General features: G+C 66.7%; 22 protein-coding genes. 12 read left to right on the top strand and 10 right to left on the bottom strand.

What is annotated here, in order from left to right; genetic code table 11:
* Positions 1–3 precede the first annotated feature (3 nt).
* A complete protein-coding gene (locus IB258_RS26420) occupies positions 4–1,011 on the bottom strand; it encodes an ABC transporter substrate-binding protein (protein WP_192353400.1) in 1,008 nt (335 codons plus the stop codon).
* 292 nt (positions 1,012–1,303) lie between these two features.
* Here IB258_RS26420 and IB258_RS26415 point away from each other — a divergent pair, with 292 nt between their 5' ends.
* From IB258_RS26415 to IB258_RS26380, 8 genes are all read left to right on the top strand, one after another.
* Entirely contained in the window at positions 1,304–2,215 is a 912-nt protein-coding gene (locus IB258_RS26415) for a LysR family transcriptional regulator (protein WP_054453214.1), read from the top strand.
* A 126-nt stretch (positions 2,216–2,341) separates the two neighbouring features.
* On the top strand, positions 2,342–3,013 hold the full coding sequence (locus tag IB258_RS26410) for a DUF4286 family protein (RefSeq protein WP_192353399.1): 672 nt from the start codon (positions 2,342–2,344) through the stop codon (positions 3,011–3,013).
* A 45-nt stretch (positions 3,014–3,058) separates the two neighbouring features.
* Positions 3,059–4,378, top strand: coding sequence for an MFS transporter (locus IB258_RS26405; RefSeq protein WP_054453211.1), 1,320 nt, complete (start codon positions 3,059–3,061; stop codon positions 4,376–4,378).
* Positions 4,379–4,567: 189 nt separating this feature from the next.
* Entirely contained in the window at positions 4,568–5,866 is a 1,299-nt protein-coding gene (locus IB258_RS26400; protein WP_054453210.1) for an imelysin family protein, read from the top strand.
* Entirely contained in the window at positions 5,863–7,371 is a 1,509-nt protein-coding gene (locus tag IB258_RS26395) for a di-heme oxidoredictase family protein (protein ID WP_119450067.1), read from the top strand. Before IB258_RS26400 ends, IB258_RS26395 begins: the two co-directional genes overlap by 4 nt.
* Positions 7,371–8,459, top strand: coding sequence for an imelysin family protein (locus IB258_RS26390; protein WP_192353398.1), 1,089 nt, complete (start codon positions 7,371–7,373; stop codon positions 8,457–8,459). Before IB258_RS26395 ends, IB258_RS26390 begins: the two co-directional genes overlap by 1 nt.
* Positions 8,449–9,564: a DUF1513 domain-containing protein gene (locus tag IB258_RS26385; RefSeq protein ID WP_054453204.1), complete on the top strand. Its 1,116-nt coding sequence runs from the start codon at positions 8,449–8,451 to the stop codon at positions 9,562–9,564. The genes IB258_RS26390 and IB258_RS26385 overlap by 11 nt, the downstream gene beginning before the upstream one ends.
* 151 nt (positions 9,565–9,715) lie before the next feature.
* The gene (locus IB258_RS26380) at positions 9,716–10,549 is read left to right on the top strand and encodes a mechanosensitive ion channel family protein (protein ID WP_054453202.1); all 834 of its coding nucleotides are present in this window, start codon (positions 9,716–9,718) and stop codon (positions 10,547–10,549) included.
* A 74-nt stretch (positions 10,550–10,623) separates the two neighbouring features.
* Here the strand turns inward: IB258_RS26380 and IB258_RS26375 are convergent, their stop codons facing one another.
* Complete coding sequence (locus IB258_RS26375) at positions 10,624–11,385, bottom strand: IclR family transcriptional regulator (protein ID WP_054453200.1); 762 nt, start codon at positions 11,383–11,385, stop codon at positions 10,624–10,626.
* Positions 11,386–11,544: 159 nt separating this feature from the next.
* Here IB258_RS26375 and IB258_RS26370 point away from each other — a divergent pair, with 159 nt between their 5' ends.
* A complete protein-coding gene (locus IB258_RS26370; protein ID WP_054453198.1) occupies positions 11,545–12,534 on the top strand; it encodes a tripartite tricarboxylate transporter substrate binding protein in 990 nt (329 codons plus the stop codon).
* Between the two features lie 66 nt (positions 12,535–12,600).
* Here IB258_RS26370 and IB258_RS26365 read toward each other — a convergent pair whose 3' ends face one another.
* Positions 12,601–13,392 carry an RNA methyltransferase gene (locus IB258_RS26365; protein WP_119450064.1) on the bottom strand — a complete coding sequence of 264 codons (792 nt, stop codon included), beginning with the start codon at positions 13,390–13,392 and terminating at the stop codon, positions 12,601–12,603.
* 131 nt (positions 13,393–13,523) lie between these two features.
* On the opposite strand from IB258_RS26365, the gene IB258_RS26360 reads away from it, so the two are divergent.
* Entirely contained in the window at positions 13,524–14,309 is a 786-nt protein-coding gene (locus tag IB258_RS26360) for an inositol monophosphatase family protein (RefSeq protein WP_054453195.1), read from the top strand.
* 67 nt (positions 14,310–14,376) lie between these two features.
* On the opposite strand, the gene IB258_RS26355 is transcribed toward IB258_RS26360, so the two are convergent.
* The 7 genes from IB258_RS26355 to IB258_RS26325 are packed head-to-tail and all read right to left on the bottom strand — an operon-like array spanning position 14,377 to position 23,160.
* Positions 14,377–15,375 (bottom strand): FAD:protein FMN transferase, encoded by a 999-nt coding sequence (locus IB258_RS26355; protein ID WP_054453704.1) that lies wholly within the window; start codon positions 15,373–15,375, stop codon positions 14,377–14,379.
* 25 nt (positions 15,376–15,400) lie between these two features.
* On the bottom strand, positions 15,401–15,901 hold the full coding sequence (locus IB258_RS26350) for a nitrous oxide reductase accessory protein NosL (protein ID WP_054453193.1): 501 nt from the start codon (positions 15,899–15,901) through the stop codon (positions 15,401–15,403).
* Complete coding sequence (locus IB258_RS26345; protein ID WP_192353397.1) at positions 15,898–16,728, bottom strand: ABC transporter permease; 831 nt, start codon at positions 16,726–16,728, stop codon at positions 15,898–15,900. The genes IB258_RS26350 and IB258_RS26345 overlap by 4 nt, the downstream gene beginning before the upstream one ends.
* Positions 16,725–17,627, bottom strand: coding sequence for an ABC transporter ATP-binding protein (locus IB258_RS26340; RefSeq protein ID WP_192353396.1), 903 nt, complete (start codon positions 17,625–17,627; stop codon positions 16,725–16,727). The genes IB258_RS26345 and IB258_RS26340 overlap by 4 nt, the downstream gene beginning before the upstream one ends.
* On the bottom strand, positions 17,624–18,895 hold the full coding sequence (locus IB258_RS26335) for a nitrous oxide reductase family maturation protein NosD (protein WP_225590523.1): 1,272 nt from the start codon (positions 18,893–18,895) through the stop codon (positions 17,624–17,626). The genes IB258_RS26340 and IB258_RS26335 overlap by 4 nt, the downstream gene beginning before the upstream one ends.
* Positions 18,896–18,924: 29 nt before the next feature.
* Entirely contained in the window at positions 18,925–20,841 is a 1,917-nt protein-coding gene (gene nosZ / locus IB258_RS26330; RefSeq protein WP_054453182.1) for a TAT-dependent nitrous-oxide reductase, read from the bottom strand.
* A gap of 54 nt (positions 20,842–20,895) precedes the next feature.
* Positions 20,896–23,160 carry a NosR/NirI family protein gene (locus IB258_RS26325; RefSeq protein WP_225590522.1) on the bottom strand — a complete coding sequence of 755 codons (2,265 nt, stop codon included), beginning with the start codon at positions 23,158–23,160 and terminating at the stop codon, positions 20,896–20,898.
* A 282-nt stretch (positions 23,161–23,442) separates the two neighbouring features.
* Here IB258_RS26325 and azu point away from each other — a divergent pair, with 282 nt between their 5' ends.
* A complete protein-coding gene (gene azu, locus IB258_RS26320) occupies positions 23,443–23,892 on the top strand; it encodes an azurin (protein ID WP_054453180.1) in 450 nt (149 codons plus the stop codon).
* 195 nt (positions 23,893–24,087) lie between these two features.
* Positions 24,088–25,671, top strand: coding sequence for a TerC family protein (locus IB258_RS26315; protein ID WP_054453178.1), 1,584 nt, complete (start codon positions 24,088–24,090; stop codon positions 25,669–25,671).
* Positions 25,672–25,683 lie beyond the last annotated feature (12 nt).

Genomic DNA, 25,683 nt, shown 5'->3' with positions numbered 1-25,683 from the left:
GGCTTAGCCCTTGTAGAGCATGGTCGAGACGTCGACCTTCTGGGCGAAGACGCCCTTGTCTGCGAACAGGTCGAAGAATTTCTGGAAGTGCTGGATGTCGCCGGGCGTGAACTCGTTGTAGAGGGTGTAGGCGGCCAGCGGCACTTCCTCGGTCATCGGACCTTCGATGGCGGTGTAGCCCTTCAGGTAGGGGCGGGCCTCTTCCGGCTTGCTGCGGATCAGTTCGATGCCGCGTGCATAGGCGGCGATGAATTTCCTGCTTTCCTCGGGATGCTTCTTCAGGAAGGCGGTGGTCAGCGATGCCGACCCGCCGAACCACGGCGCCATCGGATCGCCCAGCACGTACTTGGCGATGACGCCCGATTCCAGCACGCGGGTGGTGCCGTTCAGCCTGCCCACCGTGCCCGTTGGCTCCAGCGTGTAGCAGGCGTCCAACTGGCCGGCGGCGACCGCGGCGACGTGCTGGCTTATCGCCAGCTCGACCACGGTCGCCCCGGTTGCGCCGGCGCGCTCCAGCACTGCTTTGGCCAGCGTGGCGTTCTGGATGCCGGGTCCAGATCCGACCTTTTTCCCCTTGAGGTCTGCGATGGATTTGATGGGACTGTCTTTCGCGACGATGAACTCGTCCAGCACGTGCTTGGCGTTGCTGGGATTGGACGCAAAGATCTTGAACAGGCCGGGCGAGGCGATCTCGCCGATGGCCAGGTTGGCCGAGCCGGTGCCGTTGGCGCTGCCGTCCGCGCGGCCGGCCAGCATGGCTTCCATGACCTGCTGCGCGCCCGCGAATTTCAGCGGCTCGACGTTCAACCCGGCCTCCTTGAAATAGCCCTTTTCCAGCGCCGCATAGAACGGCAGGCCGGCCGCCACGGGCCAGAAGCCGATGCGGATGACGGGTCCCGACTGCGCGCGCGTCAGCGCCGGCGCGGTCAACGTCGCGGCGCCCAGCGCGGCGCCCTGGATCAGCCGGCGGCGGGTGGCGTTGAAGGCATGGGGCGCGTTGCGGTAGATCATGAGGGAGCTCCTGGTGTGCAAGGAAAGTGGCGCTTGTAGACAAGCTGGCATACCAGGCATCAAGCAAGAGCCGTGCCAACTTCGTCCGGGGCGGCAGGCGCCCAGGGAGCGTGGCGGGCCGGCCTCGCGCTGGTGCCTCGCCTGAACCACATTGGTGCACGGCGCACCATTGAAGGGGACATAACCAGCCCTGTGTCGCGCTGCGCGCGATGGCGTAGCATGTGGGCGGATCGGAGCGTGCTGCTCCGGGTTCGTGAACCCTTGCGCGACGCCCTGGCTGCGTCATACCGAGATGAATACGCGTTTTGTCGAAGCCTTTCTGTGGTCGGCGCGCCTGGGCAGTTTCCGGGCGGCGAGCGACCGTCTGCACATTACCCAGGCCGCCGTGGCCAATCGCATCGCGTCGCTCGAAGAGGACATAGGCGCGCGCCTGTTCGAGCGCGACGCCAAGGAGCTCAGGCTGACGGCCACCGGCACCCGGCTGCTGGACTATGGCGAACGACTGCTGGAGATCCGCCAGCAGATCCTGTCGCTGGGCAAGGGCGGCGACGAGGTCTTCGGCCTGGTGCGTATCGGCGCCATCGAGACCGTGGTGCACACCTGGCTGATCGGCTTCCTGACCAATCTGCGCTCCACCTACCCGGGCATCGAGGTCCAGCTCACCTCCGAAACCACGCGCGCGCTGCACCGGGGCTTGCGCGAGGGCACGCTCGATATCGCGCTGCAGACGGACCTGCTGAACGACAGCGGCATCATCAGCACCGCCTGCCTGCCAATGGAGATGGGCTGGGTCGGACCGGCCGGCGACGAGGACGCTCTGAGCGCGCAACAGCTGCTGAGCGAGCCGGTGCTGACCATGAGCCCGGGATCGCAGCCGCACGAGGCGCTCAAGGCCCTGTACCGCGAAGTCGGCATGCCGCAGGGCAAAGTGCACTGCGTCAGCTCGATCTCCGCGCTGGCGCGGCTGGTGCGCAGCGGCTTCGGCCGGGCGCTGGTGCCGCTGCCGCCCATCTACGAATACGTGGCGCGAGGCGAGGTGCAGATCATCCGCTGCGACATCCCCGTGCCGCCCCAGCTGCTGGTGGTGAGCTATCTGGAAAGCGCCGGGTCGGACGCGATCCGGCTGGTTGCCGAACTCGCCAGCCGCGCTTCCGACCAGTTCACGTCCTCGGTCACTGCGCCGCGATTGGGTTCGGCGCAATAGTGTTATCCCTAGGGCGTCTTTCAGTAATTTTATTGCCGCGCAGAAGAATTACTCGTTTGTCCCGGGGCAGCCGGCCGGCTGAAGATGGAGCCTTCCGTAATCGAAGGAATTTCCTGTCTTCCGCCCATGAGCACGCGCACCGAATCCACTCTCCCGCCGCACGGCCTGCTGTTCGTCGCCACTGACGCCGACCCCGCCCACGAAGCCGATTTCAACCGCTGGTACGACCGCGAACACGTGGAAGAACGTGTGCGCATCCCCGGCTTTCTGTCGGGCGCGCGCTACCTGTCGCGCGCAGGCGGCCGCAAGTATCTGGGCCTGTATCGCACCGAATCGCTGGCCGCCTTCACCACGGCGGACTATCGCAAGGCGTTCGAGCGCCAGACCGAGTGGTCGGTGACCAACCTGGACCGCATGCGCGACCCCATGCGCCGCGTGTGCGCCGTGCGGGCCGTGACGGGCTTTGGCTCCGGCAGCGAGATTGCGGTCCTGCCTCTGCCGGCGACGAATGACAGCGAAGCGCTGGTGGCGCGGGCGCAGGCGCTGGGCGCCGAACTGGCGCAGGCGGACGGCTTCGTGCAGTCCTACCTGCTGGTGCCGGACGCGGCGCTCAGCACGCCGCTGCCGCGCGAGTCCGCCGAAAACCGCGTGCTGGCGCCGCTGTTCGTGGCGGAAGCGAGTTCCGCGGCCGCCGCGCGCGCGCTGCGCGACGATGCTTGCCGCGCCTTCGATGCCGATCCGGCCAGCGCCTGGCTGCTGCAACTGGGCTGGAAGCTGACGGCCGCCGACCTGCGCTGAGCCCATTGCGGCCAGTCACCAAACATCCGATTCAAGGGGAATCCCATGGCTGAACAAACGCTATACGGCGCCGCGGCGGTCAAGACCGCGGCAGCGCCCAACAAGATGCGCAGGCTGGCCCTGGCCAGCTCGGTCGGCACCACGCTGGAGTGGTACGACTTCACAATCTACAACCTGATGGCTGCGCTGGTATTCAACGCCATCTTCTTTCCGTCCTTCGACCCGCTGACGGGCACGATCCTGGCGTTTTCCACCTATGCCGTGGGCTACGTGTCGCGGCCCCTGGGCGGCTTCGTCTTTGGCCACCTGGGCGACCGGCTGGGACGCAAGTTCGTCCTGGTCGCCACCCTGGTCATCATGGGCGTGTCCACCGGCCTGATGGGGTTGTTGCCGACCTACGCGTCCTGGGGCGTGTGGGCGCCGGTGGCCCTGGTGGCCTTGCGCTTTGTACAGGGCGTGGCGCTGGGCGGCGAATGGGCTGGCGCGGTGCTGCTGTCGATGGAGCATGGCAAGCCGGACCAGCGCGGGCGCAACGCTTCCTTCACGCAGATCGGTCCGTCCTGCGGCACGCTGATAGGCACGGGCTTCATCGCCGCGGTCTCGGCCTTCCTGAGTCCCGAGGACTTCCAGGCCTGGGGTTGGCGCGTGCCCTTCGTCTCCAGCGTGGCGCTGGTGCTGTTCGGCCTGTGGCTGCGCCGCGGGGTGGAGGAAACGCCCGTGTTCCTGGAAATGGAGCAGAAGCGCGAAACCGCCGCCACGCCCATCAAGGAAGTGCTGGGCCAGTACTGGCGGCAGCTGCTGATCGCGGGTGGCTCGCGCATCGGCTCCGACGTGCTTTATGCGTTGGTGGTGGTGTTCACGCTGACCTACGTCACCACGGTGCTGCACCTGTCGCGGCCCATGGCGCTTACCGCGACCATGCTGGGCGCCGCGCTCAACGCGATTGCGGTGCCGCTGTGCGGGCATCTGTCAGACAAGATCGGCCGCCGTCCGGTGTATCTGGCGGGCGCGGTACTGGGCATGATCTGGGCCTTCGTCTTCTTCGTGCTGATGGACACCGCGCATCCCATCGCCATCTGCGCAGCCGTCGTGGTGGGCCTGCTGATCCACGCGCTGATGTACGGCCCGCAGGCCGCCTTCATCACCGAGCAGTTTCCGGGCCGTGTGCGCTATGCGGGTTCGTCCCTGGCCTACACCCTGGCCGGCATCGTCGGCGGCGGGTTCGCGCCGCTGATCATCGCCAGCCTGTTCAAGTCCTGGAACTCGACCTTTGCCATATCGCTGTACGTGGCGGCGGCGCTGATCGTGACGGCGGTGGCGGTGCTGGCTGCCAGGGAAACGGCGAAATCTCCGTTGCAACGCTGAGGCGCATCTAGGCCGGCCAGGCGCCGCCCGGACTGGAGTCCGGACGGCGCCTTGCGGTTCAAAGAAATGTCAGGTATCTGACTTTATTCTGAACACCAAACGAAAATTGTTTACACTCTCATCCTCAAAATTCGAGGTTGAGCGGGCCGCCGTGGGGGCGGGATCCGTTCCTGTTACGGGAGAGAGTCGATGCGCAAGTTGTTGTTGGGAGCGGTGTTGGCCGCTGCGGTGTTCGGGGGGACGGCCCAGGCTGCGGCCGAGCCCAAGGCCGTGGTCGCCACGTATTCGGATCTGGCGCTGGCCGGCTACGAAGACTCGCTGACTTCCGCCAAAGCCCTGCGCACAGCCATCGACGCCCTGATCGCCAAGCCCAGCGCCGAAACGCTGAAGGCCGCGCGCGAGGCCTGGCTTGCGGCGCGCGTGCCGTACCAGCAGACCGAGGCGTACCGCTTCGGCAACCCCATCGTCGACGATTGGGAAGGCCGTGTGAACGCATGGCCGCTGGACGAAGGCCTGATCGACTACGTCGACGCCTCCTACGGCACGGAAAACGACGAGAACGCCTACTACGCCGTCAACGTCATCGCCAATTCCAAGATCTCGGTGGGCGGCAAGACCGTCGACGTCAGCAAGATCACGCCCCAGCTGCTGTCCGAGGTGCTGCATGAAGCCGACGGCAACGAAGCCAACGTGGCCACGGGCTACCACGCCATCGAATTCCTGCTGTGGGGCCAGGACCTGAACGGCACCGGCCCCGCGCCGGCAGACCGCAAGGGCACGCCGCAGGAACGCCATGCCGGCAACCGTCCGCACACCGATTTCGATCCGAAGCAGTGCACGGGCGGCCACTGCGAACGCCGCGTGCAGTTCCTGAAGGCCGTGACCGATCTGTTGGTGACGGACCTGGAAGAGATGGTCGGCAACTGGAAGAAGGACGGCGCCGCGCGCAAGGCCGTCGAAGAAGATCCGAAGGCCGGCCTGATCGCCATGCTGACCGGGCTGGGCAGCCTGTCTTACGGCGAGCTGGCCGGCGAACGCATGAAGCTGGGCCTGATGCTGCATGACCCCGAAGAAGAGCATGACTGCTTCTCGGACAATACGCACAACTCGCACTACTACGACCAGATCGGCATCCGCAACGTCTACCTGGGCAGCTACACCCGCATCGACGGCAAGACCGTCTCGGGCGCCAGCCTGTCGGAACTGGTGAAGGCGCGCGATCCCAAGCTGGATGCCGAGGTTCGCGCCAAGCTGGACGCCACCGTGGCCGCCATGCAGGCGATGAAGACGCGCGCCGAAACGGTCGAAACCTACGACCAGATGATTTCGGACGGCAACAAGGAAGGCAATGCCGTGGTCCAGGCCGCCATCGACCGCCTGGTCGACCAGACCCGCAGCCTGGAGCGCGTGATCGCCCTGCTGGACCTGGGCAAGGTTGCCATCGAAGGTTCCGATAGCCTGGACAAACCTGACGCCGTATTCAAGTGAAACTCGTTTTAGCCGCCGTACTGGCGGCGTCGGCCCATGCCGGCGCCGCCGCCGCTCCAACCGGGCGTGACGACCTCACGCCCGAAGATCTGAAACGCGTGACCGCCATCACGGCGCCCACGCGCGATTTCTCCAAGGTCGAGACCTTCGAGACCATGCAGGCTGGGGCCGCCACCACCAACAAACTCATCAACGCCGACATCTTTTCGCAGCCGTCGGCCAACATGAGCTTCGAAGGGCGCCAGGAATTCCAGGTCGGCAACGGCCTGTTTCGCAAGGACTGGGTCTCGGCGCCGGCCTCCACGCAGGCGTCCGATGGCCTGGGCCCGCTCTTCAATGCGCGTTCCTGCCAGGCCTGTCACACCAAGGACGGACGCGGCACGGTGCCGGGCTTCGATCCTTTGGAACGTACCGATGCGGTAGCGCTGTTGCTGCGCCTGGCGGTGCCGCAGGGCGCCGACCGCGGCCACCCCAAGCTCGCGCCGGGCGAGATCGCGGCCTTGCCCGAACCCGTTTACGGCGTGCAACTGCAGAACTTCGCGGTCGCTGGCCTGCCCGCCGAAGGCCGCATGGAGATCGAATACCAGCCGGTCCCGGTCGCGCTCAACGGCGGTGAAACCGTCACCCTGATGAAGCCGGCCTACCGCATCGAGAACCTGGGCTATGGCCCGATGCGTGCAGACACGCAGATCTCGCCGCGCCTGGCGCCGCCCATGATAGGCCTGGGCCTGCTGGAATCCATCCACGAAGCCGACATCCTGGCCAACGTGGGCGCGGACAAGCGCGACGGCATTGTCGGCAAGGCCAACTGGGTCACCGACGCGCGCACTGGCGCGCGCGTACTGGGCCGCTTCAACCTGAAGGCCGGCCAACCCACGGTCGAGCAGCAGAGCGCAGCCGCCTTCTCCAACGACATGGGGCTGTCCACGCCTCTGTTCCCTCAGCATTCCGGCGACTGCACGCCTTCTCAGAAGCAGTGCCTGGACATGCCGCACGGCGCGCAGCCGCGCTTCGGCCCCGAGGAAGTGCCGGCCAAGCTGATGGACTTCGTCACCATCTATTCCACCAACCTTGCCGTACCGCAGCGCCGTGACGCCGACGATGCGCGGGTGCTGGCCGGCAAGAAGCTGTTTTACGAAGCCAATTGCGTCGCCTGCCACGTGCCCAAGTACGTCACCAGCCGCAACGCCAAGCAGCCCGAGCATCGCTTCCAGCTGATCTGGCCTTACACCGACATGCTGGTGCACGACATGGGCGACGATCTGGCCGACGGCGTATCGGACGGGCTGGCCAATGGCCGCGAATGGCGCACGCCGCCGCTGTGGGGCATCGGCCTGACCAAGACCGTGAACCCCAATGCCACCTGGCTGCATGACGGACGCGCGCGCACCTTGCTGGAAGCCGTGCTGTGGCATGGCGGCGAGGCCAAGCCGGCGCGCGATCGCGTGGTGGCGATGACGCCGGAAGAACGCGCCGATCTCATTCGTTTCCTGGAGTCGCTGTGATGGCCGGATTTGCAAAGCTGATGTTCAAGCGCGCCGCGGCCGCGACGCTGGTCCTGGCCGCACCCGCGGCCGCGCTGGCCGCGCCGCCCTCCGACCTGGGCGAGCGCCTGGCGCGCGATTACGCCCGTCCCGCCGTGGCCAGGATGGTTGACGCGGCGTCGGCGCTGGACGGCGCGCTGGGCGGCTGGTGCGCGCAGCCCGGTGCAGCCGACGCGAAGCGCGTCAAAGAGGCTTTCGAAAATCTGGCCCTGGCGTGGTCCGGCATCGAGTTCCTGCGCTTCGGCCCGCTGGTGCAGGCCAACCGCTACGAGCGCCTGGCGTTCTGGCCCGATACGCGCGGCGTCATGCCCAAGCAGGTACAGGCGCTGATCGCCGCCCAGGACGGCGCCTTGCTCGTGCCCGGTGCACTAGCGGGTCGCAGCGTGGCCGTGCAGGGCCTGCCCGCGTTGGAATACGTGTTGTACGGCGAGCCGGCCTTGCTGCGGCAGGATGGCGGGCAGGGCGGCACCTACGCCTGCGATTACGCCCGGGCGGTGGTCGCCAACGTCAGGCAGATCTCGCGCGATGTAGCCCAGGCCTGGAGCGCCGAAGGCGATTTCGGCCGGCAGTTTGCGCAACCCAAGGCCGGCAACGACCTGTACCGCGACCAGCAGGAAATCGCGGCCGAGGCCATGAAGTCGCTTTCCACGGGATTGCAGTTCGCACGCGACGTGAAGATCCTGCCGGTGCTGGGCGACACGCCGGAAGCGGCGCGGCCCAAGCGCGCCGCATTCTGGCGCAGCCAGCTGTCCACGCGCCTGCTGGCGGCCAACCTGGAAGGGCTGCAGGCCTTCTACCAGGCGGGCGCCTATGCGCTGCCCAAGGGCGATGCCTGGATGGCCGAGTCCGTGCGCGGTGAACTGGCCAGCGCGGCGCGCACGCTGCTGGATGTGCCAACGCCGTTGGAGCAGGCCCTGGCTCAGGAGGACGGGCGCAGGCAACTGACGCTGGCGGCGCTGACCCTGAAGAACGCCAAGGCCATCGTCGACGAGAATCTGGCGCCGGCCCTGGGCGTCACGATCGGATTCAATGCGCTCGATGGCGATTGACCGGCGCCGCTTCCTGTCGCTTGCGGCCGCGCTGGGCCTGGCTCCGGCGGCGGCGTTGGCGGCTGCGCCCAAAGACGGCGAAGTCCTGTACCTGAGCGCGCGCAAACGCGGCGGGCGCGACGAAACCGCGCTGCTGGACGCGGCCGGGCATGACCGGCTGGTGGTGCCGATGCCCGCGCGCGGACACAGCTTCGCCATCGATGCCGCGGGGGAACGCGCGGTCGTCTTCGGCCGCCAGCCGGGCTTCTTCGCGCTGGCCTTCTCGCTGCGCGGCGGCGAGCCCCAGGCCTTGCCCATGCACGAGGAACGCCACTTCTTCGGCCATGGCGCCTACGTGGACGGCGGCCGGCTGCTGGCCGCCACCGAAAACGATTTTGAAGCGGGCCGGGGCGTGCTGGGGCTGTACGACGCCTCGCCCGGGGGCGCATACCGCCGTATCGGCGAATTCGACAGCGGCGGCATCGGTCCGCATGAAGTCGTGCTGATGCCCGACGGCAAGACGCTGTGCGTCGCCAACGGCGGCATCCTGACGCATCCAGACTACGGCAAGCTGGAGCTCAACCTGGACACGATGCGGCCCTCGCTGGCCTACATCGACGCGGCCAGCGGCGAGCTGCTGGAAAAAGTGGAGCTGGAGCCCGCCTTGCACCGCCTGTCCATCCGTCACCTGGCGCTGGCCGCCGACGGCTGCGTCTGGTTTGGCTGCCAGTACATGGGTCCGGCCTCCGACCGGCCGGCGCTGGTGGGACGGCACAGGCGCGGCGCGCAGCTGGAACTGTTCGAAGGACCCACGCAGGCGCTGCGCCAGATGCGCAATTATGTCGGTTCGGTGGCGGTGGATGCCGCGGGCGCCGTGGTCGCGACGTCCAGCCCGGTGGGCGGGCAGGTGATCTACTGGGACGCGGCCAGCGGCCGTTGCCTGGGCACGACCGAACTGGCCGATGGCTGCGGCGTGGCGCCGGCCGCCGGAGACGGCTTCCTGCTGAGCAGCGGCCTGGGAGCGATGCTGCGCACCGACGCGTCCGGCAAGGAGCAGCCCGTGCTGGCGCCGTCGCGCGAGGTCTCCTGGGACAACCATTTCCGCAAAGTTCCGGCGCGGGCCTGAACCCGCGTGCTTACAAAGCTTGACACAACGGGGCCGCGATGCGGCCCTTATCGCAAGCGCCATCTGATAAAGTTTTCGGCTGCTTTTTTCAGGCCGCCAGGCGTCCGTTGCCGGGACGCTGCGCGGCCTCAACTTTTCCGCAGGAGTATCCATGGAAGAAGCCTTGAAAGAATTTAACGCCTGGGCTCCCAAGCTGGTCGACCTGGGCCTCAATCTGGCGGTTGCGCTGCTGATCCTCATCATCGGCTGGTGGGTGTCGTCGCTGCTGGGCAGCTGGGTCCGCCGCGCCGCGACGCGCTCCAAGAAGATCGATCCGACCATCGTGCCCATGTTCTACAGCACGGTGGTCTGGACGGTGCGCATCTTCACCGTGATTGCGGTGCTGGCGCGTTTCGGGGTGCAGACGGCCAGCCTGATCGCCGTGCTGGGCGCAGCCGGCCTGGCCGTGGGCCTGGCCTTGCAGGGCACGCTGCAGAACATCGCCGCCGGCATCATGCTGTTGATCCTGCGCCCGATACGCGCGGGCGAATACGTGGCGCTCAGCACCGGCGTGGACGGCACGGTGGAAGAGGTCGGCCTCTTCCTGACGCGCCTGATCCAGGTCGACGGCATCCATCTGACCTTGCCCAACAGCACGGTGTGGAACGCCACGATCACCAACTACAGCCGCAACAAGACGCGCCGCCTGGATATCCCGGTGCCGGTGCGCTATGGCGACAACCTGGAAGTGGTGGTGGCCAAGCTGCGCGCCATCGTCGACGCACGCCCGGAAACGCTGAAGGATCCTGAGCCGCTGGTGAAGGTGGTCGACTACAAGGAGAACGGCGTGGTCGTGAACGTGCGGGTATGGACCGAGTCGGCCAAGTACTGGGACCTGCGCTGGGGCTTGTACCAGGACATCCGCAAGTCGCTGGAAGACGCGGGCTTCCAGCCGCCGATCCCTATGCGCGAGATCCAGAACGCCAAGCCGGGAGCCGCGGCCTGAAGCAGGCGGCTTTCCCTGGAATGACAATGGGCGCCCCGCTGGGCGCCCCTTTTTTTGCCGGAGGCAAGCAGGTCTCAGGCCTGCATGGACAGGCGCGCCAGTTCGTTCTTGATCCAACCGGCGATTTCGCGCTGGCGCTGGGCCGGCATGCGGTCGATGATGGCCGTGACGCTGACCGCCAGGATAGGCGCGCCCTGCGCGTCCAGCAGCGCGCAGCCCACGCCCAGCGCGCCGCGCACCGCGTGGTTGCCCACCACGGAATAGCCGCGGGCGCGGGTGTTTTCGATCAGGCGGAACATTTCCTGCGGCGTCATGCCGCCGTATTCGTCCAGCCGGCCCGAGTTGCGCTCGACGATGCCGCGCGCAACGTCGTCGGGCAGGGCGGCCAGCAAGGCCATGCCGCCCGATCCCACCCCCAGCGGCTGGCGCTTGCCGGCGTAGGTGGCCAGGATCTGCACCGGATAGCTGCCGATCTCGCGATGCAGGCTGATGGAGTCGTCCTCTTCGCGCACTACCAGGAATACCGCGTCGCCGGTGCGATCGGCCAGGCGCCGCAGCACGGGCAGCAGCTGGCGCACGCGCGGGTCGCGCGAGCGCGTGTCCGGGTCCACCGCCAACTGGGCGCGGTACTTCTTGGTGCCGGTCACGGCCAGCACCAGCCCGGCATCCAGCAGGGCGGCCAGCAGGCGGTAGATGGTGGGACGCTGTATGCCCGTGAGGCGGGCGATATCGGTCACGCTCAGGCCGTCAGGGCCCTGGTCCCGCAGGGCGGCCAGGACGGCCAATCCGCGCCGCAATGTGCGTGGGCCCGCGGCCGCGGCGTCGCTATCTTGCATGAAAATCTCTGAAAACTCGGGTTATTACGGAATATTCAAGGGAAAACCACTGTCCGTGCTGTGGACTCTACCTTGATGCAGTGCATGTGTATAGCTCAGAATGCTGCATCGAACAATTCAAATCGTCCATTCAATGGACAGTACCTGCACGGAGACTCTATGACTACAGGTCAAAAGCCTGGACTGCGGCGCATTGCCGCCACCCTTCTGGCTACCGCCGCAAGCGCATTCGCAATGGGTTCGGCCCATGCCGCCTATCCCGACAAGCCCGTCCGCATCGTGGTCGGTTTTTCCGCCGGCGGCACCACTGACGTGATCGCCCGCATCATGGCCAAGGAGCTGACCGAAAGCCTCGGCCAGTCCTTCGTGGTCGAGAACAAGCCGGGCGCCGGCAGCAATATCGCCACCGACCAGGTAAAGCGCGCAGACCCCGACGGCTACACGCTGCTGTTCGTGGCCGTGACCAGCGCCATCAACCAGACGCTGTACAAGAACGTCAATTTCGACCTGACCAAGGATTTCACGCCGGTGGCGCTGGGCGCCAAGGTGCCGAACATCCTGGTGGTGAACCCGACAGTGCCCGTGAAATCGGTGCAGGAACTGGTGGACTACGCCAAGAAGAATCCCGGCAAGCTGGCGTTCGCCTCGTCCGGCAGCGGCACGTCCATCCACATGGCGGGCGAGCTCTTCAAGATGCAGACCGGCATCGACGTGCTGCACGTGCCCTACAAGGGCAGCGCGCCGGCCGTGACCGACCTGATCGGCGGCCAGGTGCAGTTCATGTTCGACAACATGCCGTCGGCCTGGCCCCACGTGCAGTCGGGCAAGCTGCGCGCCCTGGCCGTGACCACGACCGAACGCTCCAAGAGCGCGCCTGACGTGCCGACCATGAAGGAATCCGGTTTCGCCAACTTCGACGTGTCTTCGTGGTTCGGCCTGATCGCGCCCGCCGGCACGCCGCCGGAAGTCGTGAACAAGCTCAACGCCGCCATGGTCAAGGCCCTGGACAAGCCCGAAGTGCAGCTCAGCTTCGAGAAGCTGGGCGCCGTGGGCGTGAAGACGACGCCGGCCGAATTCGGCCAGTTCATCAAGTCGGAAGTGGAAGGCTGGGCCCCCGTGGTCAAGGCCTCGGGCGCCAAGGTGGACTGATGTTCGATTTCCGGGCGGCAAGCCGCCCGGCAAACCTTGCTGGGGGACAGGCGTAAGCCTGCGCCCCTATTTTTTTGCCCCGCCGTTGCGGCGCGCCGTGGCCAGCATGGCGGTGCAGACACCGCGCATCATGTCCACCTCGTCGCGGCTCAGCGCAAGGCGGGAGTACAGGTGCCGCATGCGCGGCATCAGCTTCTTGGGGTGGGCAGGATCCAGGAACTGCACGCCGACCAGCGCTTCTTCCCAGTGCGCCAGGAAGGCCTGCACTGCCTCGCCCGAAGCCGGCGCCGCGCCGCGCGGCGCCTCTTGCGCGGTGGAGGCCGGCAGCAGCGCCGCGCCCTGGTCCACCAGCAGCGCGTAGCGCAGCTCCCAGGCGGCCAGCTGCAGGGCCTGGGCCACGTTCAACGAGCTGTACTCGGGGTTGGCAGGGATATGGCAGATGCGGTGGCACAGCGCGATCTGGGCGTTGGTGAGCCCGGCGCGTTCGGTGCCCAGCACCACGGCGGCCACGCCTTCGGCCGTTTCGCCCAGGTGGGCGCGGGCCAGTTCGGCCGCCTGGCGGATGTCGCAGGGCGGGGGGCCCAGGTCGCGTACCCGCGCGGTCAGCGCGAATGCCATGGTGACCGGGGCCAGCGCTTCTTCCAGGGACCCGTAGATGCGGGCATTTTCCAGCACGTCCAGCGCGCCGCTGGCGAGCGCCACGGCCTCCGGCTGGCTTGTTACATCTGGAAATTTAGGCTCGACCAGAACCAGTTCGGAGAAGCCCATCGTCTTGATGGCGCGGGCCGCCGAACCCACGTTTCCGGGGTGGCTGGGGTTCACCATAACGAAGCGAACACGTGAAAATGCTTGAGTCATTTAAAATGGCACGTTTGGCTTAGTGCCTTCCTGGTTTTTTGGGTCGATTTCCCCCTGTCGGGGAACGGCGGACCGGGGGGGCGGCAAGCGGCCTATCATCAAGCCAACTCATCGCATTCGTACGGAATTTTATGCACCCGATGCTCAACATCGCCATCAAGGCGGCCCGGCGTGCCGGCACCATTATCAACCGTGCCAGCATGGATTTGGAACGACTCAGCGTGGCTCGCAAGGGGCCGCGGGATTATGTCACGGAAGTCGATCGCGCCGCCGAGGAGTCGATCGTCGAGACGCTGCGCGCGGCTTACCCGGACCACGCCGTGCTGGGCGAGGAATTCGGCCTGCAAGGCCCCGACCAGGCGGAATTCCAGTGGATCATCGATCCCCTGGATGGCACCACCAACTTCATCCACGGCCTGCCCAACTACGCCGTGTCGATCGCGCTGACGCAGCGCGGCCAGGTCACGCAGGCGGTCATCTATGACCCGACCCGCAATGAACTATTCACGGCCAGCCGTGGCAGCGGCACCTTCCTGAACGACCGCCGCGTGCGCGTCTCGGGCCGTACCCGCTACCACGAGGCCCTGCTGGGCGCGCACTGGCCCAACTCCGGCGATCCGGAACAAGGCTCCGCGCGTTTCCGCCAGATGGCCGAAGGCAGCACCGGCGTGCGCCGCCTGGGCTCCACCGTGCTGGACCTGGCCTACGTGGCCTGCGGCCGCCTGGACGGCTTCTGCGGCGTGGGCCTGAAGGCCTGGGACCTGGCTGCAGGCAGCCTGATGGTGCTGGAAGCCGGCGGCCTGGTGGCCGACTTCGACGGCGAGCAAGGCTGGATGGACAGCGGCAACGTGCTGGCCGCCAGCCCCAAGATCTTCACGCAGATGCTGTCCTCGCTGAATCCGCCTTCGGCAGCTTGAAGCGGAACGCTTCCGCCAGAATGAAATAAACCGGCCATGGCCGGTTTTTTCATGCGCGGGCGCAGGCTCAGCCGGCCTGACCCTGCAATACCAACTGCCCATCCTCCGCCACAAACCACGCGCGCAGCCCCAGCTCCCGCACCACCGCCTGCGTCGTTTCCAGCGGCATGTTCGAGAAAGCCGTCGATAGGGCATCGGCCATGGTCGCGGACGGCGCCATGACGGACACGCTCAGGTATCGCGGCCGCGCGCGGCCGGTGCGGGGATCGAACAGATGCGTGTACCGGCCCGCGGGGTCGATGGCGGTGCCATAGCCGCCGGAAGTCGCCAGGGCCTGGTTCGTCATGCTGGCGCTGGCGAGCAGGCGCGCCGGGTCGCGCGGGTCGGCGATGCCGACCTTCCAGGGCTGCGGCGTAGCGCTGCCGTCCAGCCCCTGTATTTCGCCCATGTCTACCAGCGCCCGTTCCAGCCCGCCGCGCCTGAGCAGATCGGTGACGCGGTCGGTGATGTAGCCCTGGGCAATGCCGTTGAGCGTGATGCCCATGCCCGGCCGCAGCAGTTCGATGCGGCTGTCGTCCAGCATCACGTCGGCATGCGACACGCGCGATAGCGCCTGCGCGATGGCCTGGGCCGGCGGACCGTCGGCGGCGGCGCCGGGCTGCGAGAAGTGTTCGGCATACAGCTGCCACAGCGGCTGCACGGTGGGATCGAACATGCCTGAGGTCAATTCGCTGTAGCGCCGGCTTTCGCTCAAGAGCCGCAGCAAGTCGGCCGGCGGATTGTCCAGGAAGCCCTGGCGGTTCAAACGCGAAAGCGCGCTGTCGTCGCGATAGAGGCTGAAGATGGCTTCCAGCCGCCGCAGTTCCTGCAAGGACTGCGCGATCAGGCGCTGGGCCGCTGCGGCGTCGGGATGGTAGAGACGCAGCTCGGCATCGGCCCCCAGCGCCGTGCCTTGCCAGGTGACGGGTGCAATCGAGGCGGCGGCGCGGCGCGCGGCGACGGGGGCCAGTGCCAGCGCGCTGGCTGCGGCGGCGATGCCGATGAAACGGCGGCGGGTAGGGTTCATGGCGATAGGCCTGTAGAGGCGCGGGCTATTGGGCGAAGACATAGCTTTCCGGCACGTCGGCAAAGGTGACGACGCGGCCGCCGTGGGTATCGGCGAAAGCCTGCGCATGGTCGCGGCGGGAGAAGGGGATGGCATCTTCGGCGCCCATGCCGCCGATGTAGCGGCCTTCGATGACGTAGTACGCCTGCCGCGCGTCGATCCAGGCCGCCGGGTCCGGCGCGCCGCCCGCGCCCGCGGTGGACATGTCGTTGACGTAGATGGCGCTGATGCCCTTGGGTTCTTCGGGCAGCAGGGTGTAGGCGAAGACCTGCTTGATCGAGGAGAACCACACGGGCGCGGCCTGCCCCTTGACGAATATCTGTCCCTTGGGACCGTTGTGTTCGCTCAGCGCCATGCCGCAGTAATGGCCGACGGACTCCGTCGTCACGGCCTGCGGCGGAGGCGCGGTTTCGGGCGCGGCGCCGCTGCCGCAGCCCGCGGCCAGCAGCACGATGGAGGCGGCCAGCATGAGTCGCAGGGATTTCATAGCGGTTTGTTCCTGAAAGCCGCGGTCGCCAGCAGGAACGGCACGGCGATCCACAGCAGCAGCGCCGCGACCAGCGCGGCGAGCGGCAGGCTGGCCTGGTCGCTCACGCCCGCCATGCCGGCATACAGCGAAATGTTCTCGAAGCCCGTCAGGTTGAGCAGGCGGTATACGTCGGACGGGTTGAGCAGCAGCAGCGCGTTGAGCAGGCCGGGGCTGACGTGGCGGCCCTGGTCGGCCGCCAGCACGCCCAGCAGCGCCATGTCGTAGATCACCACGAAGAACAGCCAGACGCCGACGGCGATGCCGGCGGCCGTGGCGCGCTCGCGCACCAGCGAACTGATCAGGTAGCCCATGGCGAGAAAGCTCGCGCCCAGCAGCACGCTGGCGCCGATCAATAGGGCGAACGGCTGCCAGGCGCTGGGGTCCAGGCCGCCGTAGGCCCATTGCAGCGCCAGCCCGGCGGAACCGTAGCCCGCGCCCGTGGCCAGCGCCAGGATGGCCAGGTGGCCGATGAATTTGCCGATCAATACCTGGCTGCGCGAAACCGGGTAGCTGAGCAGCAGCGCCATCGTGCCCCGGTCGACCTCGCCGACCACGGCGTCATAGGCCAGCAGCATGGCAATGAGCGGCACCAGGAAGATCGACAGGCTGGACAGGCTGACCACCGTGACGGTCAGCGGCTCGGCCTTGACGGTGCCCGTGGGCGAGCTGCCCAAAAGGCCCAGCGCCAGCGCCAGCGCGGCCAGCAGCAGGGCGGTCGCCAGCACCCAGCGATTGCGCAGGCCGTCGCGGATTTCCTTGCCGATGATGGTGCATACCGCGTTCATACGTCTTCCCGTTCAAGCAGATGTGCATAGATGTCGTCCAGGCCCGGGACCTGGATGTCGAGGTCGGCGATGGCCGACGACAGCGCGCCGATGCCGCGGATCGCTTCGACCTTGCCGCTCTCGGGGCAGGCCAGTTCAAAGCGCCCGGCATCGATGCGGCGCCAATCGCCGCCGGGCGGCGGCGCGCTGGCATCGGCAAAGGTCAGACGGATGCGGATGGGCAGCCCGGTGGAGCGCCGCAGCGCCGACATCGCGCCGTCGGCGATCTTTTTTCCCGCCTTCATCACGACGATGCGGTCCGCATGGCCGGCCAGTTCGGACAGGGCGTGCGTGCTCAGCAGTATCGTGGCGCCGGCCGCGCGCAGTTCGTGGACGATGTCGTAGAACATCAGGCGCGACGCGGGGTCCAGGCCGGTGGTGGGCTCGTCGAACAGCAGCACGCGGGGCTGGCCCAGCAGCGCCTGCGCCAGCGCCAGGCGCTGCCGCATGCCCTTGGAGTAGCCGCCCACGCGGCGGCGCGCGGCGCCGGCGATGCCGACCTTCTCCAGCAGCGCGGCGTTGCCCGACAGCGGCTGGCGCTTGAGCCTGGCGTAGAACGCCAGGGTTTCCTCGCCGGTCATCGAGGGATGCAGCGCCACGGTCTCGGGCAGGTAGCCGATCCGGCTGCGCAGGCGCGCCGCGGCGGGGCTGTGTGCGTCCTGGCCGAAGATCGCGACGCGGCCGCGGGTGGGACGTATCAGGCCCAGGATGAGCTTGATCATCGTGCTCTTGCCGGCGCCATTGTGTCCGGCGAGCGCAACGCATTCGCCTTCGCGCAGCTGCAGGTCCAGGCCGTCGATGGCCTGATGCGCGCCATAGTGCTTGCTGACGCCGGTAAGCGCCACCAGGTCGGTGCTCATGGGGATTCCTTGGTGCTTGCGGTGGGCGGAGGCTGCATCAGCGGGGCGCTGTCGATCACGCCGCCTGGCAGGATGGCGGGAAACTGCGACTGGGCCCAGCGCACGATGGAAATCGACGGGCTGTTCAGCAGAATGCGGGCCGCCGGCGCGCGCCACAGCAACTGGTCGACCACGTCGTTCGGCCGGTAGGCGGTGTCGGCGATGCCGTCGCCGTCCAGGTCGAACGCGGTGTTGTCGCTCCAGTAATTGCCGCGCCCGTCCACCGACCAGTCCAGTGTGCGCGTGCCCACGTACTTCACCTGGTTGCGGTTGTTGATGAAGGCGTTGCCCGAGATCCGGTTGCCTTCGGACCCGGCCGTGAAATGCACGCCGATGTCGCAGTTGGAGAAATGGTTGTCCAGGAAGGTGTTGCGGTTGGCGTTGTAGATGAACACGCATTTCCCGGCGCGGTCCACCGTGTTGTTGGCGATCGTGGAATGGTTGGCGTAGTTCAGCATCAGGCCCTGCTCCTGGCTGTCCAGCGCGACGTTGTCGCGCACCACCAGCCGGTGCGAATACATGATGGCGTAGGCGATGTCGGTGCCAGTGGATACATTGCCGCTGATCTCGCTATCGTTGGTGTACATGTAGTGCACCGCGTAGCGCAGGTCGTGGAAGCGGTTGCCGCTGAACGTGTTGAGCTTGCTGGTGTTGACGAAGATGCCATCGCGGCCGGCGGATATGTCGTTGTCCAGCACGCGCGTGCCTGGCGTGTTCCACAGCGTCACGCCGTTGCCTCTCTCGGCCACGCGCAGCTCCTTGTTGCCCACGATGCGGTTGCCGCGGACGGTAGCGTCGGCTGGCCCCCAGACGTGCACGCCGACCAGGTTGTCCAGGACGTCGTTGCGCTCCACCAGCGCGCGGTGCGCCTCGCGGTCCAGGAAGATGCCGGCGTCCATGTCGGACAGGCTCAGGCCGGAGCGCGTGACGGTCAGGTTGCGCAGCGACACGTCCGCGGCCGTGACCCAGACGGTGCGCCCCTGGCGCGTGCCGGCGATGACGGCCGAACGGTCCTGGGGGCCTTCCAGCGTCAGGGGCTTGTCGATGACGATGCCGCCGGCGTAGGAGCCGGGCGCCAGCCGCAGCACGTCGCCGGCCGCGGCAGAGGCGATCGCCGCCGTCAGGTCGGCGGCCGCGGCGATCTCCACGGTCGCCGCGGCCGCCGCGCCCGACAGCGCCAGCCCGGCGGCCGCCAGCAGCGCGGCGCCGGCGGTCCTGCTTGCGCTCATCCCAAGGATTGCGGCGAGCTTCATATGCGCTACGCGGTCTTCTTGGGATGGACGACCATCTGGCCGGACATCTCCATGTGCAGGGCGTGGCAAAACCACTGGCAGTAGTACCAATACACGCCCGGCCGGTCCGCCGTGAAGGTGACCGAGGATGTGGCCTGCGGCCCGATCTCCATGGCGATGCCATGGCCTTCGAGCGTGAAGCCGTGCGTCAGGTCCTCGATCACTTCCATGTTCGTGACCACCACGGTGACCTCGTCGCCCTGGTTGACCTCGAACTTCTTGATGCTGAACATGGGCGCGACCGCCATCATGTACACGCGCACCTTGTTGCCGTCGCGCACGACCTTGGCCGCATCGTCCAGCGAAACGCCGTCCTTCTTGGCCATCTGGCGGGCGTCTTCCCACATCGGGTCGTCGCGCTTCCAGACGCTTACCGGATGGACCTTGGAGCGGTGCACCAGGCACATGTCGTGCGGCTCGGCGAAGCTGGGGCCGTCATGCACCAGCTTCATCTCGTCGCCGGAAATGTCGATGAGCTGGTCGTTCTCGGGCTTGAGCGGGCCGACGTTAAGGAAACGGTCCTTCGAGAACTTGTTCAGCGACACCAGCCATTTGCCGTCGGCCTCGCGGGTCTCGCCCATGGTCGAATGGTTGTGACCGGGCTGATAGTGCACGTCCAGCTTCTGGATGATCGGGTCGACCTTTTCGCCCTTGTAGGCGCGTTTTGCCTTGTCGATGTTCCACTTGACCATCTGGCTGTCGATGAACAGCGTGGTGTAGGCGTTGCCGCGGCCGTCGAACGCCGTGTGCAGCGGCCCCAGGCCCAACTGCGGCTCCGCCACCACGCAGTCGCGCGGCTTGATCTTGTCGTCGAACAGATCGTCCAGCGTGCGCACGTCCAGCACCGTGACGGTGGGCGAGAGCTTGCCGTTGAGCACCAGGTGGATGCCGTCGGGCGCAGCGTTGCAGCCGTGCGGCGAGTTCGGCACGGGGATGTAGCGGGTGTACTTGGAACCGTGGCGTCCGTCGACGACCGGCACGCCGCCCATCATCTTGAAGTCGCCATTCTTGACGGCTTCCTCGATGCGCTTGATGTTGAACACCACGACCCAGTCCTGCTCGTTGGCCGAGGCTTCTTCCACCGTGACGCCCTTCTCCGAGTTGTAGCAGGTGGAGAACGAGTACTTGCCCTGGTAGTCGGCGTCGCCGTTGTCCAGGTTGCCGTCGACCAGCACCTGCCAGGCGACCTTCATGGTGTCGCCGTCCAGGGCGGTGTAGATGGCGAAGAAGTTCTTCTTGGGATCGTCCGTCACCTTGCCGTCGTTGGGCAGCGGGATGATGTGCTCGCCGTTGGCGAAAACGTAGCCCGTGCGCGGGTAGCGCTGCGGCCGCAGGCCATGCACGCCGGAGACGTTGGGTAGCTCGGTGATCTTGTCCGTCTTCATTACATCCAGGCGGATGCGCGCGACGCGGTTGTTGGCCTTGTCGTTGATGAACAGATAGCGGCCGTCGTAGGTGCGGTCGGTGAAGGACAGGTGCGGGTGGTGCGCGTCGCCGTTGATGAAGACGCCGCCCTTGTCCTTCAGGTACTCGCGGGTTTCGGGCGTGAGGCCTTCGGTCAGGATCTTGCGGCTTTCATTGGTGCGGCCCCAGCCGGTGGCGCTGCAATGGTTGAAGACCGGGATGCGCACCAGTTCGCGCATGGAGGGCAGCCCCAGCACGCGCACCTCGCCCGACTGGCCGCTGGAATTGAAGGCATAGTATTCGTCCAGCTCGCCGGGCGCGACGTGGCCCAGCACGCCGTTCGCGCCGCCCTTTGCATCCTTGCCGTGGGCGGTGGAGATCTGCGCCCCGGCCACCAGGCCGGCGGCGCCCGTGATGGCTGCGGTGCCGAGGAAGCTGCGGCGGGTGAGGCCGGCCTTGTCGGGATTCTTGTCTGACATGGATAACTCCTTGGTAGGGACGGCGCCCCGGGCGCCGCGGTGCGGAAAGCGGGATCAGGCGCCAGGTTCGCTATTCGGATTCGGCGCGCGGTGCATGACGATGACCTGCTCGGCGGGTTCGGCGGCGGGCGCGCGGCGGCGCTCCCGCTTGGCCTTCTTCTGGATCAGGTGTGGGCACTTCTGTTCGTGGTGGTAGAGCATCTGGCAGTGCAGGCATTGGATGCACTCGTTCGGATTGATCTCGCCGGTGGGGTCGATCGCCTGTACCGGACATTCGAGATTGCAGCGTTGACAGGGATTGCCGCAGTCGCGGTAGCGGCGCAGCCAGTTGAAGATGCGCAGCCGCGCAGGGATTGCCAGCGCGGCCCCCAGCGGACAGAGATAGCGGCAGAAGAAGCGCTCCACGAACAGGCCGGCGGCCAGCAGCGCCACGGCGAATGCGACGAACGGCCAGTAGCGCATGAAGCGCAGGATGATCGCGGTCTTGAAGGGTTCGACCTCGGACAACTGTTCGGCCAGCGCCAGGTCGTACAAGGAGAAGCCGAACAGCAGCAGGAAGATTACGTACTTCAGGGTCGACAGGCGCTGGTTCACGCCGTGGCTGATCTTGAGCTGGCGCACACCCAGGCGGCGGGCGACGCGGTTGCTGAGTTCCTGCAGCGCGCCGAAGGGGCATAACCAGCCGCAGAAGGCGCCGCGGTTCCAGAAGACCATGGAGATGGCCGTGGCGCACCACAGGATGAACACCAGCGGGTCCATCAGGAAGTACTCCCAGCGGAAGTCGCTGCGCATGGCCGAAAAGAAAGTCAGAACGTTGACCACCGAGAGCTGGGCCTGGCCGTACCAGCCGATCCAGAACAGTGCGAACGCCAGGAACGCCAGCCGCAGGCGGTCGTGCAGCAGCGGACGGCTGGCGAGCTGGTCCTGGAAGAAGAAGACGCCCACCAGCACCAGCAGCGCCACCGTCAGCACGGCGACCTGGCCGGCCTTGCCGCGCCAGATCTGTTTCCATAGCGCGGGCGCGGCGTCTTCTTCCTGCGCAGTCTGGGCAGGGGCGGCTTGATCGGCAGTCGGCGGGGGCGCGGTGGATGCCTGCGCGCCCGCCACCGGCCGGGTATAGGCCGCCGGCAGTTCATAGCTCAGGTCGAAGGTGACGAAGGCCTTGTCGCTGACGCTGAGCACGCGTTGCACCATCAGCTGCAGGCGCCAGGGCGCGACCGGATCCAGCGCGGCGTCCTCGGGCACGACGAACAGGGCTACTTCGCGGAACGCGGGCGCGCCCTGCGCGGCCACGTCGGCCAGGCGCTGGTGATTGCGGTCGCGGAAGCGGAAGCTGCTTTCATCCTGGATGATCTCGATGCGGTCGAAGATGCCGCCGCGCACGTAGCCCGAGCCCTTGAACGAGTAGGCGCCGTTGCCGGCCACCAGCACGGCCTGCTGGCCGGGCTTGAGCCTCTCCTGCAGGCGCTGCCATTCCGTGTCGCCCAGCAGGCTGCGGCCGATCGCGGGTACGCTGACCAGCGCGGCGTACAGGTCGATGAAGCCGTCCGCGTCCGTGCTGCCTTCTGTATTGGCTGCGGCGTCGTTCCTGCCCGATGCGCGGAAGGCCTGATTCACGTCTTCCGGGTTCAGCCGCAGATTGCGCACCGCTCCGGCATCCAGCAGGTCCTGCCAGGACTGGACGGCATCGCGCGCATCGTCCACGACGCGGGCGGCAACGGGCGTGGCCGACGGCGCCACCGTGGCGGTCTTGTCGATGCCATGGGCGCGCGCCACGGCGATGGCCGAGCGCGTGATGCTGTCGCCGATCACCATCAGCGTGACGGTCGCGCCGCTGATGATGTCCACGGGCGGCGGGGCGCCATGGCGGGGAGGGGAGTCCACGAAGTTCAGCCCGACGTAGCCGCTGATGAAATGGTCGACCTTGGACTGCGGAATGCCGATGAGCACGATGGGCTCGTGGTGCTCCACGAGGCGCGCGCCGACGATGCGTCCGTCGTTGGCCAGGCCGACCAGCACGTCGATGGGCTTGCTGGAGTAGCCGCGGGTGTTGACGACGTCGGACGTCAGATAGACCACGCCCAATTGGCGCGTGCCCGCATACACCTTGGCAACCATGGGCTTGCCGGCGGGCGGGTCGGCGCGGTCCGCGCCGGGGAAGATCTGTCCGATGGGGATGCTGCCCAGGAAATCCGGCAGGCGTTGGGCCTGAGCGGCGCTGAAGACCTGCGAGGACAGCAGCAGCAAGAAAAGAAAGACTGCATGCACGAACCACTTGTACCGACTGAACCCGCGCCCCGCCGCTGTGCTGCCTTGCATTTTCGTACTCTGCTGATTGTGTTTGTTTGCAGGCATCCTAAGAATGCTTGGCATCGGTCGTATTGCGGTTTGTCAATCGGCGTACGCGCGCGGACCGTGCGGAGGCAATGCCCCTGCGTTTTGTAGGGGATATCCCCGTTTTGGAGAGGTTGAACGAGGCGCTATTGATGCCGGTCAATAGCGCGCTTTGCGCTGCGCCATAGACTTGTGCGTGGCGGCAGCGACGCTAGGCATGTGCCTCGCGCGTGTCGGAAGAGCCGCCAACGTTTACGGAGAATCTCCATGCTGGCAAAAGCCACCCTCGCCATCGCCCTGTCCGCAGCCAGCCTGCCCGCGTTGGCCGCTCAGTGCGAAGCAACCATAGAAAGCAACGACGCCATGCAGTACAACCTGAAGGAAATGGTTGTCGACAAAAGCTGCAAGCAATTCACCGTGCATCTCAAGCACGTCGGCAAAATGGCCAAGGTCGCCATGGGCCACAACTGGGTGCTGACCAAGGAAGCCGACAAGACGGCCGTGGCCACCGACGGCATGAACGCCGGCCTGCCGCAGGATTACGTCAAGGCGGGAGACACCCGCGTCATCGCCCACACCAAGGTCATCGGCGGCGGCGAGTCGGATTCGGTTACGTTCGACGTTTCCAAGCTCACCCCGGGCGAGGCCTATGCCTACTTCTGCTCGTTCCCGGGCCACTGGGCCATGATGAAGGGCACGCTCAAGCTCAGCGACTGATTGGCTGTCCTGGACCTGAAAGCCGGCTGCAAGCCGGTTTTTTTTTGTCCGCTCCGGCAATGGCGCCAGACCCCGGATGTCCTGGTTCTACAGGCCTAAACCGCGTGCGCCTCAGGCATAAGGACGGGGTTCGTCACCGGCGTGTCACGGATTTTCCATGTACGATTACCGGTCGTGTAACTTCTGGAGCTCCTGATGGAGTGGCTGCTGGACCCTACTGCGTGGGTCGGCTTGCTTACCCTGGTCGTCCTTGAGATCGTCCTGGGGATCGATAACCTGATTTTCATCGCCATCCTGGCGGACAAGCTGCCCCCTGCGCAACGCGACCGCGCGCGCATCATGGGCCTGAGCCTGGCGCTCATCATGCGTCTAGGCCTCTTGTCGGTCATGTCATGGCTGGTCACGCTGACCACCCCCCTGTTTTCCATCGGCCCGCTGTCGTTCTCGGGCCGCGACCTGATCCTGATGATCGGCGGCCTGTTCCTGCTGTTCAAGGGCACCATGGAACTACATGAGCGCCTGGAGGGCTCCCAGCACGGCGGCTCATCGGGGCCGCGCGTGTACGCGAGCTTCTGGGTGATTGTCACGCAGATCGTGGTGCTGGACGCGGTGTTCTCGCTGGACTCGGTCATCACCGCGGTCGGCATGGTGGACCACCTGGCCATCATGATGATTGCCGTGATCATCGCCATCGGCATCATGCTGCTGGCGTCCAAGCCGCTGACGCGCTTCGTCAACGCCCACCCCACGGTGGTGGTGCTGTGCCTGGGCTTCCTGCTCATGATCGGCTTTTCGCTGCTGGCTGAAGCCTTCGGCTTCAAGGTGCCCAAGGGCTACCTGTACGCGGCTATCGGCTTCTCGGTCGCCATCGAAGCGCTCAACCAGGTGGCGCGCCGCAACCTGCTCAAGCTGGATGCGCGCCGGCCGATGCGCGAACGTACCGCTTCCGCCGTGCTGCGCATGCTGGGCAAGCGTCCGCCTGCCGACGAACCCGACCTGCCCAGCGCGAACGGCCCGGCCATCCCGGCTTTCGGGGTCGAGGAGCGCAATATGGTCAGCGGCGTGTTGACCCTGGCCGAGCGGTCGATCCGTTCGATCATGACGCCGCGCACGGACGTGTCGTGGATCAACATCGACGACGACCCGGAAACCATCCGCCGCCAGCTGACCGAGGCGCCGCACAGCTTTTTCCCCGTTTGCCGGGGTTCCCTGGACGAGGTGCTGGGCATCGGCCGCGCCAAGGATCTGGTGGCCGACCTGATCACCGAGGGCAGGGTGCGCCGCAACCGTCTGCGCGACCCCATCATCGTGCACGAGTCCATCGGCATCCTGCGCCTGATGGACACGCTCAAGCGTTCGCGCGGCCAGCTGGTGCTGGTGGCCGACGAGTTCGGCGCCATCGAGGGCCTGGTGACGCCGATCGACGTGTTCGAGGCGATCGCCGGCGAGTTCCCCGACGAGGATGAGCTTCCCGACATCGTCGCCGACGGCGAGAACACCTGGAAAATCGACGGCGCGGCTGATCTGCACCATGTCGAGCAGGTGCTGGAAACCGAGGGCCTGGTCGATGACGCCCAGGATTTTTCAACCCTGGCGGGGTACCTGCTGTCGCGCTTCGGGCACCTGCCCAAGCCGGGCGACGTCTGCGAGTACGAGATCCACCATGAGCATTTCCGCTTTGAAGTCCTGGAAATGGACGGCCGCCGCATCGCGCTGGTGCGCGTCGAGAAGCGGCCGCAGGAAATGCTTGCGGACGACGAATCCCTAGCCAACGACTAACTGGACCGACCT

Source organism: Achromobacter sp. ACM02 (genome assembly GCF_014851605.1).
GTDB classification, from domain to species: Bacteria; Pseudomonadota; Gammaproteobacteria; order Burkholderiales; family Burkholderiaceae_B; genus Achromobacter; species Achromobacter aegrifaciens.
This window is presented reverse-complemented; position numbering and strand designations above follow the sequence as displayed.

Coding starts and splice junctions, on each gene's coding strand:
- IB258_RS26420 (WP_192353400.1), bottom strand. CDS start 1,011: ATGATCTACCGCAACGCGCCCCATGCCTTCAACGCCACCCGCCGCCGG.
- IB258_RS26415 (WP_054453214.1), top strand. CDS start 1,304: ATGAATACGCGTTTTGTCGAAGCCTTTCTGTGGTCGGCGCGCCTGGGC.
- IB258_RS26410 (WP_192353399.1), top strand. CDS start 2,342: ATGAGCACGCGCACCGAATCCACTCTCCCGCCGCACGGCCTGCTGTTC.
- IB258_RS26405 (WP_054453211.1), top strand. CDS start 3,059: ATGGCTGAACAAACGCTATACGGCGCCGCGGCGGTCAAGACCGCGGCA.
- IB258_RS26400 (WP_054453210.1), top strand. CDS start 4,568: ATGCGCAAGTTGTTGTTGGGAGCGGTGTTGGCCGCTGCGGTGTTCGGG.
- IB258_RS26390 (WP_192353398.1), top strand. CDS start 7,371: ATGGCCGGATTTGCAAAGCTGATGTTCAAGCGCGCCGCGGCCGCGACG.
- IB258_RS26385 (WP_054453204.1), top strand. CDS start 8,449: ATGGCGATTGACCGGCGCCGCTTCCTGTCGCTTGCGGCCGCGCTGGGC.
- IB258_RS26380 (WP_054453202.1), top strand. CDS start 9,716: ATGGAAGAAGCCTTGAAAGAATTTAACGCCTGGGCTCCCAAGCTGGTC.
- IB258_RS26375 (WP_054453200.1), bottom strand. CDS start 11,385: ATGCAAGATAGCGACGCCGCGGCCGCGGGCCCACGCACATTGCGGCGC.
- IB258_RS26370 (WP_054453198.1), top strand. CDS start 11,545: ATGACTACAGGTCAAAAGCCTGGACTGCGGCGCATTGCCGCCACCCTT.
- IB258_RS26365 (WP_119450064.1), bottom strand. CDS start 13,392: ATGACTCAAGCATTTTCACGTGTTCGCTTCGTTATGGTGAACCCCAGC.
- IB258_RS26360 (WP_054453195.1), top strand. CDS start 13,524: ATGCACCCGATGCTCAACATCGCCATCAAGGCGGCCCGGCGTGCCGGC.
- IB258_RS26355 (WP_054453704.1), bottom strand. CDS start 15,375: ATGAACCCTACCCGCCGCCGTTTCATCGGCATCGCCGCCGCAGCCAGC.
- IB258_RS26350 (WP_054453193.1), bottom strand. CDS start 15,901: ATGAAATCCCTGCGACTCATGCTGGCCGCCTCCATCGTGCTGCTGGCC.
- IB258_RS26345 (WP_192353397.1), bottom strand. CDS start 16,728: ATGAACGCGGTATGCACCATCATCGGCAAGGAAATCCGCGACGGCCTG.
- IB258_RS26340 (WP_192353396.1), bottom strand. CDS start 17,627: ATGAGCACCGACCTGGTGGCGCTTACCGGCGTCAGCAAGCACTATGGC.
- IB258_RS26335 (WP_225590523.1), bottom strand. CDS start 18,895: ATGAGCGCAAGCAGGACCGCCGGCGCCGCGCTGCTGGCGGCCGCCGGG.
- nosZ (WP_054453182.1), bottom strand. CDS start 20,841: ATGTCAGACAAGAATCCCGACAAGGCCGGCCTCACCCGCCGCAGCTTC.
- IB258_RS26325 (WP_225590522.1), bottom strand. CDS start 23,160: ATGCAAGGCAGCACAGCGGCGGGGCGCGGGTTCAGTCGGTACAAGTGG.
- azu (WP_054453180.1), top strand. CDS start 23,443: ATGCTGGCAAAAGCCACCCTCGCCATCGCCCTGTCCGCAGCCAGCCTG.
- IB258_RS26315 (WP_054453178.1), top strand. CDS start 24,088: ATGGAGTGGCTGCTGGACCCTACTGCGTGGGTCGGCTTGCTTACCCTG.